The following is a 16305-nucleotide window of genomic DNA, read 5'->3' on the forward strand; positions in this document are numbered from 1 at the left end:
CAACGCGGCGGAGCCGGCCGCGGGCGGCGGCCGGCTCGAGGCCAGAGGGATCAGGCGCCGTAATTGCCGGGACGGAAGTCCATGGCGAAGGCCGGGGCGGTCTTCCAGCGGATGGATTTCGCCTTGGCGGTGAAGGTCGCGTTCTGGTGGAGCACCGTGTAGGCGGGGTCCTCGCGCTCGCAGATCTCCAGCATGCGGCGGAAGGACTTGCGGCGGAGATCCCGGTCGGTCGAGGTCTCCAGCACCTCGCAGAGCTGGTTCATCTCGGCATTGGTCCATTCGCCGATCTGCTGCTGCTGGCCGTTGGGGCCGTGCTGGTTGACGATCGAGGAGACCGGATCGTTGAAGGGCGCCGAGTTCGACCAGTCGCGCACGGCGCGCGCCGGCCCGCGCTCCATGATCTGGCTCCAGTTCTCCACCGTCTGCATCTGCACGTTCAGGCCGACCGAGCGCCACATCTCCGTGAGGATCTGCGAGGTCGGGTTCTGGTTGGTGTAGTAGTTGTTGAGCACGCGGTAGACGATAGGATCGCCGCGATAACCAGCCTGGCGGAGCAGGTCGCGGGCGATCTTCGGGTCGTAGTCCGGCACCTTCCAGTCGGCATGGAACATGTCGCCGTAGAACTCCCACTGCAGGCCCGCCGGCACCTTGGTGCGGCCGGCCCAGAGCGTCTCGACGATGGCCTGACGGTCGATGGCATGGGTGAAGGCGCGGCGCACGAGCGGATTGGCGAGCTGGGCGTTGTTCTTGTCGAAGACGGTGAGGCGGTGGTTCTGGATGGTGCCGCCCTGGACCTCGAAGGCGGCGTTCTTCTCGATCTCGCCGATCTGGTCCGGCGGGATGTCGCAGGCGAACTGGTACTGGCCTGACAGCAGGCCGGCGACACGGCTCGCCACTTCCGGCACCTCGACGAAGCGGATGGACTTCAGCGGCGGGCGGCCACCCCAGTACTCGTCATGAGCCTCGAGGGTGAGCGACACGTCGGGGCGGAACTCGACGACCTTGTAGGGGCCGGTGGTGATCGGCTTGCGCGCCCAGTCGAGATAGCTTGCCGCCTCGTCCCAGCCGCGGCGGCTCATGATGTCCGAGCCGTAGCGGGACAGGCGGCCCTCCAGCGTCACGTCGGGCGTCGCATTGATGAAGCGCACGGTATAGCGGTCGACGATGTCGATGCGCAGCAGGTCGGGCCAGATGCGGCGGGCCGTCGCCGCAATATCCGGGGGCAGCTCCTTGCCGGCGCGCGGGGTCGGGATCTGCTCGAAGGCCCTGATGGTGGAGCGGTTCTTCGCCTCGGTATTGGCGAACATGCGCTCGCGCGAGAAGGTGAAGACCACGTCCTCGGCGGTCATCTCGTCGCCGTTGTGGAACTTCACGCCCTGACGGAGCTTCAGCTCGACCGTCTGGTCGTTGACGCGGCGCCACTCGGTGGCAAGGCCGGGGCGCGGCGCGAGATTGCCGAGCCAGTCACGGCCGATCAGGCTCTCCCAGAGCGAGGTGTAGAACACGCGCTCGCCGACATTCGACTGCTCGCGCAGCACGTCGAGCACGTTGGAATTGACGATTTTCTGCACCGCGATGGTGATGCGCGGGCGGTTGTCGGCCTGGGCCACGGCAAAGCGCGGCACGAGGGGCGCGGCGACGGCGGCGCCGCCGAGGAGAAGCACGGAACGACGTGAGGTCTGGCTCATGGACGGAAGCTCCTGCTGGGGGAGGGCTGCGGCATTCCGCCGCCGGTCATCCGCACAGCTAGACCTCCCGGACGACACGGCGGTGAACCCGCCGTGTCGGATCAATGACGGGTCGATCCCGCCCCGCGGGACGGCCTCAGACGGCGAGGCCGAGCCCGATCAGATGCTCGGCGCCGGCGCGGACCAGGTCCTTGTTGCGGACCTCGAGGATCAGTCGGGGGTTGCTGCTGAGCGTGCCCAGGGTGCGGAAAACCTGCGGCCAGACGATGCTGCCCTCGCCGGGATTCCAGTGGCGGTCAGCATAACCGTCGGAGTCCTGCAGGTGGACGTGGTGGAGCATGTCGCCGGCGGCCGTCACGTAGAAATCGACCGGCGGTGCGCCGGTGGAGACATGGGCGTAATGGGCGTGGCCGGTGTCGATCGAGACCCGCACGGCCGGGCTGTCGAAGGACTTGGCGAGGGCCACGCGGTCGGCCGGGTCGCAGTCCTCGATGTTCTCGATGACGAGGGTGACGCCCATGTCCTCGGCGCGGCGCACGGCCTCGGCGAGCGTGTCGTGGGTGCGTTCGACCACCTTGGCGCGGGCGCCGGGATTATAGTCGAGATTGTTGTAGTCCCAGGTCGTGTAGGGCGAGTGGATGACCATCTGCGTGGCGCCGAGCGCGGCGCAGACGTCGAGGCCCTGGGCCATGCGCCGGCTCACGAGGGCGCGCACATCGGGATCGAGGCTGGCGATGGTGAAGCCCCAGAAGGGCCCGTGGATGCCGAGCCTGCCGTGGTAGCCGTCGAGCTCCTTGCGGATCGCCTCGGCGAGCGGCGCCCAGTCGCTGTTGAGCACCTCGGCCCAGAAGAAGTCCTGGATCTCGAGATCGCGCTGGCTGTCGATGATCCAGGAGCGGTGCTGGCGCAGGCCGTCGAGCGGCAGCGCGACGCCAAGTTTGGGCAGGGACATGGGTGTGATCCGTCGATAGGCGGCCCTCGGCCGCGGCGCTCCCGGGCATCGCGCCGCCAGACGACGGGGGAATGACAAAGGGACGCGCAGGAGCCGTGTCGAAATCGGGGGAGCTGGCCCGTCATGGCGTCGGGAGGCTCGTGGTGAGCCTGCCCGAAACGATGGAGCCTTCCATGACGTGCAATCCTCGCCTCTCGCGGCGCTGGGCGGCCGGCATCTTCGCCGGTGTCGCTCTTGCCGCCCTTCCCGCCCTCGCCGGCGACCGCTTCGGTCCGCGCGCCGATCTGGAGCGCCTGTCCGGCACCTATGCCAGCGCGGCGCCCGAGCCCTGGTACGGCGGCTACGGCACCCGCCGGTTCACCTTCGAGAATGGCCGCTGGAGCCTCGTCTTCACCCATGCGCTGGATCCGGCGATGCAGCGGCGCACCTTCTCCTTCCGCACCGACGGCCCCTACCGCGTCGGCGCGCCGTCGGGGAGCGTCGCCGGTGCCTTCGAGGCCGTGTTCTCCGAGGACGTGAAGCGGGTGACGCTGCTCACCGACGATCCCGCCATTATCCAGGCCTTCGGCTTTGCCGGCTGCGGCCTGACGTTCAATGTCGAGGTCGATATCTCCGCCAGGGGCTGCGCGGGCTGGAAGCCCGTCTCGGTCTGCCGCGACGATCACGACCTGATCGCCATCGACGCGGCGGGCCTCTACTTTGGCGTCAGGCCGCGCGACAATGACATGTGCAGCGCCGAGCGGCGTCCGACCGCGCTGCTGATGCCCGTCGTCCGGCAGTGAGGGAGGCTCCGATGCGCTTCGCCATTCTGAACTATGTGAAGCCGGATGGTTTCGCTGATCGTTTGCCGGACAATGGTCCGGACGGGCCAGCCTGGGGCGCCTATACCAAGGCGCTGATCGAGGCGGGCGTGCTGGTCGGCGGAGCGGCGCTGGTGTCATCCCACGCCGCAACCACGCTCCGCCTCGTCGAGGGGCGCCGCGACATCCATGACGGCCCCTATGCGGAGACCAAGGAGCAGCTCGGCGGCTTCTACCTCATCGAGGTGCCGGATATCGACACCGCGCTGGAATGGGCCGCTCGCAACCCGGCGGCTGCCACCGGCGCCGTCGAGGTGCGGCCGGTCCATTCGGCCTGAGCCATGGGGGACGCGGCGGCGAGAGCGGTCGAGCGGGCGGCACGCCTGTCCTATGGGCGGCTGCTGGCGCTACTCGCCGCGCGCGGCCGCGACCTCGCCTCCGCCGAGGACGCCCTCGGCGGGGCTCTGCTGCGGGCGCTGGAGACCTGGCCGCGGACGGGCGTGCCGGACAATCCGGAGGCCTGGCTGCTCGCCACCGGGCGGCGTCTTGCCGTCGATGCCTGGCGCCGGCAGGCGACCGCCGCAACCCATGCACCGGAGGTCACGCTGCTCGATGAGGAGCGGTTCGCCCGGCAGGAGGGTGCCTTTCCCGATCGGCGATTGGCGCTGATGCTCGCCTGCGCCCATCCGGCCATCGATCCCGGCATCCGCACGCCGCTGATCCTCCAGACGATCCTCGGCATCGACGTGCGCCGGATGGCCTCGGCCTTCCTCGTCAAGCCCGCCACGCTCGGTCAGGGCCTCGTGCGCGCCAAGGCCCGCATCCGCGACCTCGCCATCGGTTTCGAGCTTCCCGGGCCCGAAGCGCTGCCGGAGCGGATCGACGCGGTTCTCGGTGCCGTCTACGCTGCCTACACGCTCGGCTGGGACGATGCTTTCGCCGGCGAGGACGCCCGCGGCGACCTGACGGAAGAAGCCTGCTGGCTTGCGCGGATCGTGGCCGACTGCGCCCCGGCCCATGCCGAGGCCAATGCCCTTCTGGCGCTGCTGCTGTTTTCGGAGGCGCGGAAATCCGCCCGCCGCGACCGGCTGACCGGCGCCTTCGTGCCGCTGTCGGACCAGGACCCCGCGACCTGGGACGCGGCGCTCCTCACCGAGGCAGAGGACCGGCTGCGCCGCGCCCGGCCTGAAGCCAAGCCCGGCCGTTTCGGCCTCGAGGCGGCGATCCAGGCCGTCCATGCCGAGCGTCGTCGCACCGGGCGGACCGACTGGCCAGCGATCGAGCATCTCTATCGCGGGCTGGTGGCGCTGGTGCCGACGGTGGGTGCGCGGATCGGCCATGCCGCCGCGCGGGCGGCGGTGTCGGGGCCGGCGGAGGGCCTCGCCCTGCTCGACGCCCTGGGCGTCGAGGCCATTGCCACGCATCAGCCCTATTGGGCGACGCGGGCCCATCTGCTGGCCGAGCTCGGCCGGCCCGTCGAGGCGGCCGAGGCCTTCGAGCGTGCCATCGGGCTCAGCCGCGACCCGGCGGTGCGGCAGTTCCTGACCGAGAAGGCCCGCCATCCCCCGCTGCGGACCGAACCCGCCCGGATCGCTCCGGGCGGGACTGGGACAGGGCCGATCAGCCCTGGCGGCGCGGGATGAGGCGCGTGACCTCGCGGGCCATGTCGCGCACGACCTCTTCCGGAGAGGCCTTCTGCTCGGCGATGCGGGCGAGGTTGTCGACCATGACCTGGGTGACACGCACCGAGTTCTGGCCGGGGAAGGCGTACCAAGGCACCATCAGGTGGACCTGCTTGGTGGCGGCGACGAAGAGCGGGTTCGCCTTGTAGAACTCGGCGAGATAGGACTGGTCGTCGATGGCGAGCTGGTTGCACGGCACATAGCCGGTGTTCTTCACCATCAGCGACGTGCCCTCGGCGGAGGTGGCGAACTTGATGAACTCCCAGGCCGCGTCCTGACGGGCGGGATCCTTGGCGGTCATCATGGCGCCAGCGCCACCGGTCGGCAGGCGACCCTTGACGGGATCGATCACCGGCAGGGTGGTGGTCTGCAGCTCGAAATTGTTGCCGACCATGCCGGAGATCTGGCGGACCTGGGCGGTGGTGCGGAACATCATGCCCATCTTGCCGGCGCCGAAGGCCTGGAGATCGGCGGTCGCGGTGGCGGAGGCGCCGAAGTTCGGCATCTTGCCTTCCTTGACCATGCGATCGAGCAGGCGGACGGCGGCGATGCCCTCGGGACCGTCGAAAGCGACCTTGGTCTCGTCCTCGGTTAGCATGCGGCCGCCGAAGCCGTAGAGCAGGGCGGAGAACATCCAGTCGTCGCCCGGCCAGCGGAAGAACATGCCGGTATTGCCGTCACCGAGGGCGGCGATCTTCGCCGAGAGGGCGATGACGTCGTCCCAGTTCTTCGGGAAGGCCTCGGCGCTGGAGCCGACCTTCTTGAGCAGGTCGACGTTCAGGTAGCTGATCGGGTTCGACGTGGCGAAGGCGAGGCCACACTGGACGCCGCCATGGAAGCCGAGGCCGAGGATCGGGCGCGAATAGCCGAGCTTGCCGAGATCGGACTCACGGTCGAGGAAAGGCTTGAGGTCGGCAGCAATGCCGCGCTCGGCGAAGAGACGCAGGCGGTTGAGGCCCTGGAACGAGACGTCCGGCAGGCCGCCGGTGGTTGCCTGGCGGAGGATGAGCTGGGCGCCGTCCTCGTAGTTCGGCGTGGGGTTCACATAGGTGACCTTCACGCGCGAGCTCTGCTTGTTGAAGGCCTCGGCGACGGCCTCCTGGGCGGCCTTGAAGATCGGCGGCATGGAATAGTGCGCGACGACCTCGATGGTCTGGGCGCGCACGACATTGGGCATGGCGAGCGTGGCGGCACCGGCCATCAGGCCGAGCGTCGAGCGACGGGAGAGTTTCGTGGACATGACGACCTCGGTTCCGGGGCTTGTCGTGGGAGGAACCCCGCCGGCCGGCCCCTCCGGCCGCGGGGGTATGAAAGATCAGACGCGTGGCAGCAGGCGGGTCACCTCGCGCGCCATGTCGGCGAGCGCGGTGTCGACGGAGGCCTTCTGCTCGACGACGCGGGTGACGTTGTCGGTGATGACGGAGGAGATGCGGACCCCGTTCGGGCCGGGGAAGGCGTACCAGGGCACCATGATCGGCATCTGGCGGACGCCGGTCATGAACAGGGGGTTGTCGCGGTAGAAATCACCGAGCCAGCGGGGGTCCTGCGCGGCGATGGCGTTCACCGGCACGTAGCCGGTACCCTTGACCATGATGGCGCAGCCCTCGGGGCCGGTGGCGAAGCGCAGGAAGCGGAAGGCGGCCTGCTGCTTTGCGGGATCGCGGGCGAGCACCATGCCGGCCGAGCCGCCGGTCGGCAGGCGGCCGCGGGCGGGTTCACCGAGCGGGAACTCCCAGGTCACGAGGCGGAAGTTCTGCCCGAGGGCGTTCATCGCCTGCCGCAGGAAGGCGGTCGACCAGAAATACATGCCGACCTTGCCGGCGGCGAAGGCCTGGGCGCCGGCCTCGCCCGACAGGGCGGGCATGCCGCCCTCCCTGACCAGGCGCTCCAGCACCGTCAGCGAGGCGCGCCCTTCGCGGCCGGCGAAGCCGATCTCGCGCTCGGCCGCGTCCATCATCGTGCCGCCGAACCCGAAGAGCAACGCGGAATAGATCCAGTCGCCCTGCCAGCGGTAATAGGCGCCATGGATGCCGTCGCCCAGGGTGGAGATGCGGCGGGAGGCATCGACCACCTCGTCCCAGGTCGTGAGGCGCCGCTCGGGGTCGAGCCCGGCCCGGCGGAACAGGTCGGCATTGACGAAGACGATAGGATTGGAAGTGGCGAAGGCGAGGCCCACCTGAATGCCAGCTGCCTGACCGAGGCCGAGGATTTCCGGTGTGTAACCGAAGGAGGCGGCATCGCCTTCCGCCGCGAGCAGCGGCTTCAGATCGACCGCGAGGCCGCGCTCGGCGACGACGCGCAGGCGGTTCAGGCCCTGGAAGACGATGTCCGGCTGCCGGCCGGTGATGGCCTCGCGCAGGACGAGCTGGGTAGCGTCGTCATAGCTGGCGCTGGCCTGTCGCCAGGTGACCTTCACGTCGGGATGGGTGGCCATGAAGGCCGCGGCGATGCGGTCCTTCACATCCTTGAACACCGATGGCATGGCGTAATGCGCTTCGATCTCCACGGGCGCGGCACGGGCGACCGTGGGGGCGAGCACCATGGTGGCGCTTCCGGCGAGGGCCGCGCGGCGGGTCAGGCGGACGGTCATGGCGCTCTCCGTCGGAACAGGGGATCCGTCCGGGCTCATCCCTTGAGCCCGGTCATGGTGATGCCTTCGATGAAGCGGCGCTGGGCGAGGAGGAAGGCGGCGACCAGCGGGATGGTGGTCAGCGTCGCGGCGGCCATGAGCGCGCCGAAATCGTCGCCGGCCTCCTCGGTGCGGAAATAGATGACGCCGAGCGCGGGGGTGGCGAGGTCGCCCTTCCCCGACACGGCGATGAGCGGCCAGAACAGGTCGTTCCAGTGGGCGACGACGGAGAAGATCGCGAAGGCGGTGGCGGCCGGCCAGGCATTCGGCACGATGATGCGCCAGACGATGGACCATTCGCCGAGGCCGTCCATGCGGGCCGCCTGGATCAGCTCGTCCGGCATGGCGCGGAAGAACTGGCGGAACATGAAGATGGCGAAGACCGAGATAGTGGAGGGCGCGATCAGCGCAGCATAGGTGTTGAGGACGCCGGTCTTGGCGAAGGCGATGTAGAGCGGGATCGCCGGTACATGGGCGGGGATCAGCAGGCCCAGCATGACAAAGGCGAAGAGCGTCTCGCGGCCGCGGAAGTTCAGCTTGGCGAGGGCGTAGCCGGCGGGCAGGGCGAAGGCGAGCTGGAAGACGAGGATGCCGGCGCAGACGATGGCGCCGTTGAGCAGATAGCGGCCGATTGGCACCTCGCGGAAGACGCGGCCATAGTTCTTGTCGATGGCGAGTGTCTCGGGGATCAGCGACATGGAGGCGCGCCAGACCTCGTCCAGCGGCTTCAGCGACACCGACACCATCCAGATGTAGGGCATCAGGAAGAGCAGGCCGAGCAGCGACAGGATGGCGAGGCGCGGCAGGTCGGCGAGAAGGCTGCGGTCGTTCGAACCGGGGATCATCGCCGCCTCACCCGTAATGGACGCGCCGGTCGATGAGGCGCGTCTGGAGCAGCATGAGAACGACCACCACGGCGAGGAACACCACTGTAATGGCGGCGGAATAGCCCATGCGGAAGAAGGTGAAGCCCTCCGTGTACATGGTGTAGAGCAGCACCTCGGAGGCCTTGTTCGGACCGCCCTGGGTGAGTGTCGCGACGATGTCGAAGACACGCAGCGAGCGGATCATGGTGATGGTCAGGACGAAGAGCGTGGTGGGGCCGAGCAGCGGCCAGGTCACCGTCCAGAAGCGCGACCAGCCCGACCGCACGCCATCCACCTCCGCCGCGGCATAGAGGTCGCGTGGGATCGCCGTCAGGCCGGCGAGGAACAGCACCATGTTGAAGCCGACCTGTTCCCACACGCCGATGATGGAGAGGGTCCACATGACGCTGTCGGAGGAGCCGAGCCAGTTCGGGCCGGCGACGCCGATGCTGCGCAACAGCGCGTTCACCGGGCCGATGGTCGGGTGGAACATGTACTGGAAGGCCGTCGCCATCGCGACCATCAGCGAGACGACAGGCAGGAAGAACACGGCGCGGAAAAAGGTCCGCCCGCGCCGCCCGCCCTCGATGGCCAGCGCCAGGGCGAGGCCGCCGATCACAGAGGCCGGCGTCGTTACCGCGACGAAGAAGGCGGTGTTGCGGAAGGAGGTGACGAAGCCGCGGTCCTCCATCAGCTCGGCGAAATTGGCGAGGCCGATGAAGCGCAGCGAGGTGGCGCCGAGCTCGTAGTCGGTGAAGGCGATGGCGACCACCGCGAGGGTCGGCACCAGCAGCATCAGGACGAAGGCGATGATGGCCGGGGCGGTGAGCAGCCAGGCGGCGATGGCCTCGCCGCGGCCGATGCGGTCCGCCTGAGGCGCCGTCGCCGCGAGGGCCGAGGGCAGCGCGAGGTCAGACATAGCGCGGCACCCGCACGACGGGCTGTGCGGGTTCCTGGACCTGCCGGGCTGCGGCGGCGCTGATCAGCCCGACACGATGTCCGCCTGCATCAAAGGCGAGGAGGCGGCCGGCGAGCGGGGCGACGCGGACGGTCTCGCGCGACGGCGCGGCCTCCCAGGCGGCGGGATCGAGGCGGATGATCAGCGGCGTGCCGTCCGTCTGCGTCTGGCCATAGACCAGCACCTCGGCGCCGAGAAACTCGACGTGGCGCACGGTGACGGCGAGGCCCTCGGTGGCGAGGGCGAGATGCTCGGGGCGGATGCCGAGCTGAAGTGGCCCCGCGGCGCGCGGCGCAACCTCGTCCGTCGCCTGGCCTGCCAGGCTGATGCGGCCCTCGGCGCCCGCCTCGCCGGGCAGGATGTTGATGCGCGGCGAGCCGATGAACTTCGCCACGTCGATGGTCGACGGCTGCTCGTAGATCTCGCGCGGCGTGCCGAATTGCAGCACCACGCCGCCGAGCATGACCGCAACCCGGTCGGACATGGTCATGGCCTCGGCCTGGTCGTGCGTCACATAGACGGTCGTGACGCCGACGCGCCGGTGCAGATCGACGAGCTCCCGGCGCATGTCGTGGCGCAGGGCCGCATCGAGGTTCGACAGCGGCTCGTCCATCAGGAAGGCGCGGGGATGGCGGACGATGGCGCGGCCCAGCGCGACGCGCTGGCGCTGGCCGCCGGAGAGCTGGCCGGGGCGGCGCGCCATGAGATGGTCAATGGAGAGGAGCTTCGCCGCCTCCTCCACCTCGCGGCGGATGGCGGCGCGGCGCTCACCGGTGCCGGAGACGAGGCGACCGAGGAAGGGCGCCCGCTCCATCGCCGAAAGCCGCCGCATGACCAGCGGCAGGGCGATGTTCTGCTCGACCGTCATGTGCGGGTAGTGCGCGTCGTTCTGGAACACCATGGCGACGGCGCGGTCGGCGGCGCGCCGGCCGGTCACGTCGGCGCCGCCGATGACGACGCGGCCGCGGTCGGCGCTCTCGAGCCCGGCGATGATGCGCAGCAGGGTGGTCTTGCCGCAGCCCGAAGGACCGACCAGCGACACGAAGGCGCCGGGATCGAAGGCCAACGACACGCCCTTGAGGACGCGCGTCTCGCCAAACGCCTTTTCGATGCCGTCGAGACTGATGCCGGCCATGCCAACCCCGTGTGATGATCGGGCTGGCCTACGCTGCTTGAGCGACGAAACAGCAAAGAGCGGGTGACGGTTCACCGACGATTGGACGACGATTCGGTGACGGTCGCCGCCATGGCGGCTGTCGTCGCCGCGTCATGGGAGGCGCTTAGGCAGCCGGCGAACGAGGTCAGGACCCCACGCCATGCTGCTTGCCCATCTCACCGATCTGCACATCCGCCCGCACGGGCTTCCCGCCTACCGCATGGCGGAGACCAATATGCTGACCGAGCGGGCCATCGACGCGGTGCTGGCGCTCGATCCGCGGCCCGACGCTGTGCTCATCACCGGTGACCTCACCGACAACGGCCTGCCGTCGGAATACGAGAACCTCAAGCGGATGCTCTCCCGCCTGCCGATGCCGGTCTGGCTGATCCCCGGCAACCACGACCGCCGCGAGAACCTCAAGGCGATGCTCAGCGACTTCCCCGGCCTGTCCGACCATCCGCATTTCGCCCAGTGGGCGACCGATCTCGGCCCGGTGCGCCTCATTGGCCTCGACACCGTCGTGCCTGGTTCCGGCGCGGGCAAGCTCTGCGCCGACCGGCTCGCCTGGCTCGAGGAGCAGCTTTCGGCCTCGACCAAGCCGACCATCGTCGCCATGCATCATCCGGCCTTCATCTGCGGCATCCACCACATGGACCGCATCAGCCTGATCGAGGGCACGGCCGAGTTCGAGGCGATCATCCGCCGCCATCCCCAGGTCGTGCGGGTCCTGTCCGGCCATCATCACCGGCCGATCCAGGCGCTCTTTGCCGGCACGCTCGCGATGGTGGCGCCGTCCGTCGCCCACCAGGTGGTGCTCGACCTGGTCGACCGGCCGCCGGCCCAGTTCAATCTCGAGCCGGCCGCCTTCCACCTGCACCTGTGGACAGAGGCCGCCGGCCTCGTGAGCCACACCGCCTATGTCGAGAAGGCGCCGGGCCCCTATCCCTTCCTGCGCGACCCGGACTATCCGGGCGCCTGAGATGCGGACGGGCATCCGTGACGCGGTGGCGTCAACGGATGCCCTTTCCCGAGGCCGTGTTGACGGGCGGGATGCCCGCTGACGACCCCGCTATCCCTTGGCGTGGGTCGCGACCTCCCGGGGCGCATCGGCGCCAGTTCCCTGCGTCGTCTCCGCCTCCGGAGCCAGAGAGGTTGTGAGCCCCTGCGCCGCGGCGGGCGCCATCCCGGCGGTGCCGACATGCCCTTCGGCGTCGTCGGCCAGCCGCGCGTCATGCGCCGCCTTCTCCGCTGCCGCGCAGCCGAAGCGCTCGTAGAGGATCGGCAGCAGGACGAGGGTCAGCAGCGTCGCGGTGAACAGGCCACCGATGACCACGATGGCCAGCGGCTGCTGGATTTCGGCGCCGGGCCCGGTCGCGAAGAGGAAGGGCACCAGGCCGAGCGCGGCGATGGTGGCGGTGAGGGCCACCGGCCGCAGGCGCCGCCGCGCGCCTTCCAGTACCGACTCGCGGAAGGTGAGGGTCCCGCGCGCCACGACCTCGTTGATGTAGGAGACGAGGACGACGCCGTTGAGCACGGCGATGCCGACCAGCGCAATGAAGCCGACCGAGGCGGGAACCGACAGGAACTCGCCCGAGGCCCAGAGCGCGACGATGCCGCCAATGCTGGCGAAAGGCACGATGCAGAAGACGAGCAGGGCCTGCCGCAGCGAGCCGAACGTCATGTAGAGCAGGAGGAAGATGACCCCGAGCGCAATGGGCACGACGATGGCAAGGCGCGCCGAGGCGCGCTGCTGGTTCTCGAACTGGCCGCCCCAGTCCAGCGTGTAGGAGGCGGGCATCTGCACCGAGGCCGCCACCGCTGCCTCGGCATCGGCGACGAAGGAGACGAGGTCGCGACCGCGAACATTGGCGAGGACCGTGGCAAAGCGCTGGCCCTGCTCGCGGGTGACCTGGATCGGTCCATCCTCGAGGCGGATCTCGGCGACCTGGCCGAGCTCGACCGTGCCGCCCGTCGGGGTGACGAGCTGGACGCGCTCGAGATCGGCCGCGGATTCCCGCAAGGCCTGCTCGCCCCTGAGGACCAGCGGCGTTCGCACGGTACCCTCCAGCACGATCCCGAGCCGGCGGCCATCGACCCAGACGCGGATGGCCTCCTGCACCTCGGTGGCGTTGAGGCCGAGCCGGCCTGCCTTCAGCCGGTCGATGCTGACGGTCAGGTACTTCATGCCGCCGTTGCGCATGGCGAAGACGTCCGCCGCGCCCGGCAATGCGCGGATCCGCGCCGCAGCCTCGGAGGCGATGCGGTTGAGCTCGTCGATATCGTCGCCGAAGACCTTGAGCACCACGTCGCCGCGGGCGCCGATGATCATCTCCTGCACGCGCATGTCGATCGGCTGGGCGAAGGCGTAGGAGATGCCGGGCATGGCGTCGAGAACCTGGCGGACCTCGCGCTGCAGCCAGGCCATGTCTGGACCACGCCAGCGCTCTTTCGGGGCCAGCGTCAGGAACATGTCGCTCTCGTTGAGGCCGACCGGGTCGAGGCCGAGTTCGTCGGCGCCGGCACGGGCCATGATGCGCCGGATCTCGGGGATCGCCGTCATCAACTCGCGCTGGATGCGCAGGTCCGTCTGGGCTGTTTCCTCCACCGAGATGGTCGGATGCTTGCGGATCGTGATGATCGGCGTGCCCTCGTCCATGGTCGGCATGAAGGTGGCGCCGATGCGCGGATAGGCCCAGGCGGCGGCGCCAAGGCCAAGCGCCACGGCGACGAAGACCGGAAGCGGCTTGGCGATGACCCGCGCGATGAACGGGTCATAGACCGCGTGCATCTTGCGAATGAGCCAGGGCTCGTGGTGGACGCCGGCCCGCAGCAGATAGGCCGACAGGACGGGCACGATGGTCAGCGACAGCACCAGCGCCGCGGCAAGCGCGAAGCCGATGGTCAGCGCAACGGGCCCGAACAAGCGGCCTTCCAGGCCCTCCAGCGCCAGAAGCGGCGTGAAGACGATGGCGATGATCAGGAAGCCGGTAAACAGCGGCGAAGCCACCTCGCGGGTCGCCTCCAGCGTGGCGTCGAGCCGGTCGCGGAAGCTCGGCTTGGACAGATGCGCGAGCCGGTGCTCGACGTTCTCCACCACGACCACTGCGAAATCGACCAAGAGGCCGATGGCGATGGCGAGGCCGCCGAGCGACATGATGTTCGCGGACAGGCCGTAGAGGCTCATGATGCCGAAGGTCGCCAGCACCGCCAACGGCAGGATCAGCGAGACGACGACGGCGGCACGCAGGTTGCCGAGAAAGAGCAGCAGGATGATGACGACGAAGGCAATCGCCTCCAGCAGCACCTTCTGCACCGTCCACACTGCCTTGGAGATGAGCTCCGAACGGTCGTAGAAGATCTCGACGCGGACGCCCTGGGGCAGCTGCGGCTTGATCGCCTCCAGCCGCGCCTTGACGCCGTCGACGACGGTACGGGCATTGGCGCCCCTGAGGCCGAGCACCAGGGCCCAGATTGCCTCGCCCTCGCCATTGGCGGTGACGACGCCGTTGCGCGGCAGCTCGCCGAAGCGGACATCGGCGATGTCGCCGACCCGCACGATGCCCGACGGCCGGGCGACGACAACGATCGCCCGGACATCCTCGAGCGTCCGGATGCGGCCCTCGGACCGGACGAGCAGCGCCTCCTCGCCATCGCGGACGCGGCCGGCGCCATCGTTTCGGTTATTCGCCTGCAGCGCCTGTTCGAGAATGGTGGTGGTGATGCCGCGGGCCGCCATGGCGGTTGGCGAGGGAACAACCTCGAAGGTGCGGACGAAGCCGCCGAGGACGTTGACGTCGGCAACGCCCGGCACACCGCGCAACGCCGGACGGATGGTCCAGTCCACAAGGCTGCGCTGCTCCTGCGTGCTCATGCCCTCGGCGACGAGGGTGAACATCAGCATTTCCGCCAGCGGCGTGACGATGGGGGCGAGGCCTCCTTCGGTGCCGGACGGCAATTGATCGCGGACCTCCTGCAGCCGTTCGTTCACCTGGGCGCGGGCCCAGAAAATGTCGGTGCCGGCGGAAAACTCGAAGGTGAGCAGCGCCACCGAGTAGCGCGTCACCGAACGCATGTGGACGAGGTTGGGAATGCCGCGGGCGGCGATCTCGATGGGAGCAGTGACGCGGCTCTCCAGCTCCTCCGGAGTCAGGCCCGCGGCCCGCATGGAAACGAGGACCTGTGTCGGCGCGACGTCCGGAAATGCGTCGATCGGCAGCTTGAGATAGGCGTTGGCGCCCCAGGCGATGAGCGCGATGGCGGCAATGAAGGCGATGAGGCGCTGGCGCAGGGCCAGCTCGGTCAGGCGTCCAAGCATGGCCTCACTCCTCCCCGGTCTCGGCGAGTTCGGCGACGAGGGCGAGGAGGCCGCGCGTGGCGATCTCGGTGCCCGGAGCGAGCTCCGCCCGGATGGCGACGCCGCGCGCCGTCTCGGCGACGACCTGCACCGGCACGGCGAGGAAGCCGCTGGCATTGCGCGTGAAGACCCATGTGCGGTCGCGGTGGCGGACGACGCCCGACGACGGCGCAAGCCACTGGGCAAGGCCATTCTGCTCGACACGGACGGAGACGTTCACCGCGAGGCCAGGCCGCACGCTGCCGCCATTGGTATCGACCTCGGCAACGACCGCAACCGATTGGGTCGCGGCATCGACCGTCCGGCCAATGCGGATGACGCGGCCCTGCGCGCCCTGTGTCGGCAGGATGACGCGCGAGCCGACCTGCAGGGCGCCGAGGCGGGTGGCGGGCACCTGGATATTGACCCAGAGCGGGCTGAGGTCGGCGATGGTGAAGATCGGCGAAGATGCGACGACGCGCTCGCCCGCACTGGCGTGACGAATGGTGACGACGCCGTCCATCGGCGCGCGCATCTCGATGGAGGCCATGAGCCTGCGCGTCCGCCGCAGCGTTTCGACCCCCTCGTCCGCCATGCCGATAAGCTTCAGCAACTGGATCTGCTCGTCGAGCTTCGCCGCAGCGTTCGTCGCCTCCGTCTCGGCGACACGCAGGTCGCGCTCGGGGATCACCCGGCTTTCGTGGAGCGAGCGGGAGCGGCGCAGCCGATCCTGGGCGAGGCTCTCGTCGGCAATGGCGGTGAGGAATCCGCGCTGCGCCTCGATCAGGTCCGGCGAGCGCATCGTGGCGATGACCTGGCCCTGACGCACGGTCTCATCGGGCGCCACCAGCACCGTTTCGACCAGTCCGGCGGCGGGCGCCGCCACGACACGGATCTGCTGGGGCGGGACAGCTACCATCGCGGGGAACGACAGGTCCGTCGCGCCCGATTCCGGCTGGATCGGGCTCAACTGGATGCCGGCTGCGCGAACGGCCCTTTCGTCGATGGAGAGGGAAATCGGGCGAAGGGCGGAGGCGGCGGGTGAATCGGCGGCCCGCGCAGGGGCGAGAGCGGCGAGGGCCAGCAGCAGGGAGCCGGTCGATAAACGGAGGACGGAAGGGGTCATGGCTTTGCCAATCAGGAAGCGCGCCCGTCGCGGAGCGGCGGGCCTTGGGACGGGGATGACAGGTGGAAACGGCTCAGCCGCGGAGCGGGCCCGCAGGCGGATGCAGGCAGGG

Annotated in this window: 13 protein-coding genes; 4 read left to right on the forward strand and 9 right to left on the reverse strand. The window is 69.4% G+C overall.

Annotated features, from left to right (window positions below; genetic code table 11):
* Nucleotides 1–50: 50 nt before the first annotated feature.
* Together O9344_RS18575 and O9344_RS18580 are read right to left on the reverse strand one after the other, a co-directional pair.
* Nucleotides 51–1688 (reverse strand): ABC transporter substrate-binding protein, encoded by a 1638-nt coding sequence (locus O9344_RS18575; RefSeq protein WP_298480872.1) that lies wholly within the window; start codon nucleotides 1686–1688, stop codon nucleotides 51–53.
* Nucleotides 1689–1824: 136 nt separating this feature from the next.
* Nucleotides 1825–2640, reverse strand: coding sequence for a sugar phosphate isomerase/epimerase family protein (locus tag O9344_RS18580; protein ID WP_298480874.1), 816 nt, complete (start codon nucleotides 2638–2640; stop codon nucleotides 1825–1827).
* A 173-nt stretch (nucleotides 2641–2813) separates the two neighbouring features.
* Here O9344_RS18580 and O9344_RS18585 point away from each other — a divergent pair, with 173 nt between their 5' ends.
* The 3 genes from O9344_RS18585 to O9344_RS18595 are packed head-to-tail and all read left to right on the forward strand — an operon-like array spanning nucleotide 2814 to nucleotide 5083.
* Complete coding sequence (locus tag O9344_RS18585) at nucleotides 2814–3422, forward strand: hypothetical protein (RefSeq protein WP_298480876.1); 609 nt, start codon at nucleotides 2814–2816, stop codon at nucleotides 3420–3422.
* Between the two features lie 11 nt (nucleotides 3423–3433).
* Nucleotides 3434–3778, forward strand: a complete 345-nt coding sequence (locus tag O9344_RS18590) for a YciI family protein (protein ID WP_298480877.1) — start codon at nucleotides 3434–3436, stop codon at nucleotides 3776–3778.
* 3 nt (nucleotides 3779–3781) lie between these two features.
* Nucleotides 3782–5083: a DUF6596 domain-containing protein gene (locus O9344_RS18595; RefSeq protein WP_298480878.1), complete on the forward strand. Its 1302-nt coding sequence runs from the start codon at nucleotides 3782–3784 to the stop codon at nucleotides 5081–5083.
* Here O9344_RS18595 and O9344_RS18600 read toward each other — a convergent pair.
* From O9344_RS18600 to O9344_RS18620, 5 genes are all read right to left on the reverse strand, one after another.
* Nucleotides 5061–6362 carry an ABC transporter substrate-binding protein gene (locus O9344_RS18600; protein ID WP_298480880.1) on the reverse strand — a complete coding sequence of 434 codons (1302 nt, stop codon included), beginning with the start codon at nucleotides 6360–6362 and terminating at the stop codon, nucleotides 5061–5063. The two genes, O9344_RS18595 and O9344_RS18600, sit on opposite strands and share 23 nt — an antisense overlap.
* 75 nt (nucleotides 6363–6437) lie before the next feature.
* Nucleotides 6438–7712 (reverse strand): ABC transporter substrate-binding protein, encoded by a 1275-nt coding sequence (locus tag O9344_RS18605; RefSeq protein WP_298480882.1) that lies wholly within the window; start codon nucleotides 7710–7712, stop codon nucleotides 6438–6440.
* 35 nt (nucleotides 7713–7747) lie between these two features.
* Entirely contained in the window at nucleotides 7748–8596 is an 849-nt protein-coding gene (locus O9344_RS18610; protein ID WP_298480883.1) for a carbohydrate ABC transporter permease, read from the reverse strand.
* A gap of 7 nt (nucleotides 8597–8603) precedes the next feature.
* Nucleotides 8604–9536 carry a sugar ABC transporter permease gene (locus O9344_RS18615; RefSeq protein ID WP_298480885.1) on the reverse strand — a complete coding sequence of 311 codons (933 nt, stop codon included), beginning with the start codon at nucleotides 9534–9536 and terminating at the stop codon, nucleotides 8604–8606.
* Nucleotides 9529–10710 carry an ABC transporter ATP-binding protein gene (locus tag O9344_RS18620; RefSeq protein WP_298480888.1) on the reverse strand — a complete coding sequence of 394 codons (1182 nt, stop codon included), beginning with the start codon at nucleotides 10708–10710 and terminating at the stop codon, nucleotides 9529–9531. Before O9344_RS18620 ends, O9344_RS18615 begins: the two co-directional genes overlap by 8 nt.
* Before the next feature lie 181 nt (nucleotides 10711–10891).
* Between O9344_RS18620 and O9344_RS18625 the strand changes: the two genes are divergently transcribed.
* Entirely contained in the window at nucleotides 10892–11713 is an 822-nt protein-coding gene (locus O9344_RS18625) for a phosphodiesterase (RefSeq protein WP_298480891.1), read from the forward strand.
* A gap of 90 nt (nucleotides 11714–11803) precedes the next feature.
* Here the strand turns inward: O9344_RS18625 and O9344_RS18630 are convergent, their stop codons facing one another.
* Both O9344_RS18630 and O9344_RS18635 read right to left on the reverse strand, forming a co-directional pair.
* A complete protein-coding gene (locus O9344_RS18630; RefSeq protein WP_298480893.1) occupies nucleotides 11804–15049 on the reverse strand; it encodes a CusA/CzcA family heavy metal efflux RND transporter in 3246 nt (1081 codons plus the stop codon).
* 4 nt (nucleotides 15050–15053) lie between these two features.
* Nucleotides 15054–16193, reverse strand: a complete 1140-nt coding sequence (locus O9344_RS18635) for an efflux RND transporter periplasmic adaptor subunit (protein ID WP_298480895.1) — start codon at nucleotides 16191–16193, stop codon at nucleotides 15054–15056.
* Nucleotides 16194–16305: the final 112 nt, after the last annotated feature.

The organism is Phreatobacter sp. (assembly GCF_027532945.1).
Lineage (GTDB): Bacteria > Pseudomonadota > Alphaproteobacteria > Rhizobiales > Phreatobacteraceae > Phreatobacter.

Excerpts from the sequence above, each read along its gene's own strand:
- O9344_RS18600 (WP_298480880.1), bottom strand. The coding sequence starts at position 6,362 with ATGTCCACGAAACTCTCCCGTCGCTCGACGCTCGGCCTGATGGCCGGT.
- O9344_RS18580 (WP_298480874.1), bottom strand. The coding sequence starts at position 2,640 with ATGTCCCTGCCCAAACTTGGCGTCGCGCTGCCGCTCGACGGCCTGCGC.
- O9344_RS18635 (WP_298480895.1), bottom strand. The coding sequence starts at position 16,193 with ATGACCCCTTCCGTCCTCCGTTTATCGACCGGCTCCCTGCTGCTGGCC.
- O9344_RS18630 (WP_298480893.1), bottom strand. The coding sequence starts at position 15,049 with ATGCTTGGACGCCTGACCGAGCTGGCCCTGCGCCAGCGCCTCATCGCC.
- O9344_RS18590 (WP_298480877.1), top strand. The coding sequence starts at position 3,434 with ATGCGCTTCGCCATTCTGAACTATGTGAAGCCGGATGGTTTCGCTGAT.
- O9344_RS18595 (WP_298480878.1), top strand. The coding sequence starts at position 3,782 with ATGGGGGACGCGGCGGCGAGAGCGGTCGAGCGGGCGGCACGCCTGTCC.
- O9344_RS18625 (WP_298480891.1), top strand. The coding sequence starts at position 10,892 with ATGCTGCTTGCCCATCTCACCGATCTGCACATCCGCCCGCACGGGCTT.
- O9344_RS18610 (WP_298480883.1), bottom strand. The coding sequence starts at position 8,596 with ATGATCCCCGGTTCGAACGACCGCAGCCTTCTCGCCGACCTGCCGCGC.
- O9344_RS18615 (WP_298480885.1), bottom strand. The coding sequence starts at position 9,536 with ATGTCTGACCTCGCGCTGCCCTCGGCCCTCGCGGCGACGGCGCCTCAG.
- O9344_RS18605 (WP_298480882.1), bottom strand. The coding sequence starts at position 7,712 with ATGACCGTCCGCCTGACCCGCCGCGCGGCCCTCGCCGGAAGCGCCACC.
- O9344_RS18575 (WP_298480872.1), bottom strand. The coding sequence starts at position 1,688 with ATGAGCCAGACCTCACGTCGTTCCGTGCTTCTCCTCGGCGGCGCCGCC.
- O9344_RS18620 (WP_298480888.1), bottom strand. The coding sequence starts at position 10,710 with ATGGCCGGCATCAGTCTCGACGGCATCGAAAAGGCGTTTGGCGAGACG.
- O9344_RS18585 (WP_298480876.1), top strand. The coding sequence starts at position 2,814 with ATGACGTGCAATCCTCGCCTCTCGCGGCGCTGGGCGGCCGGCATCTTC.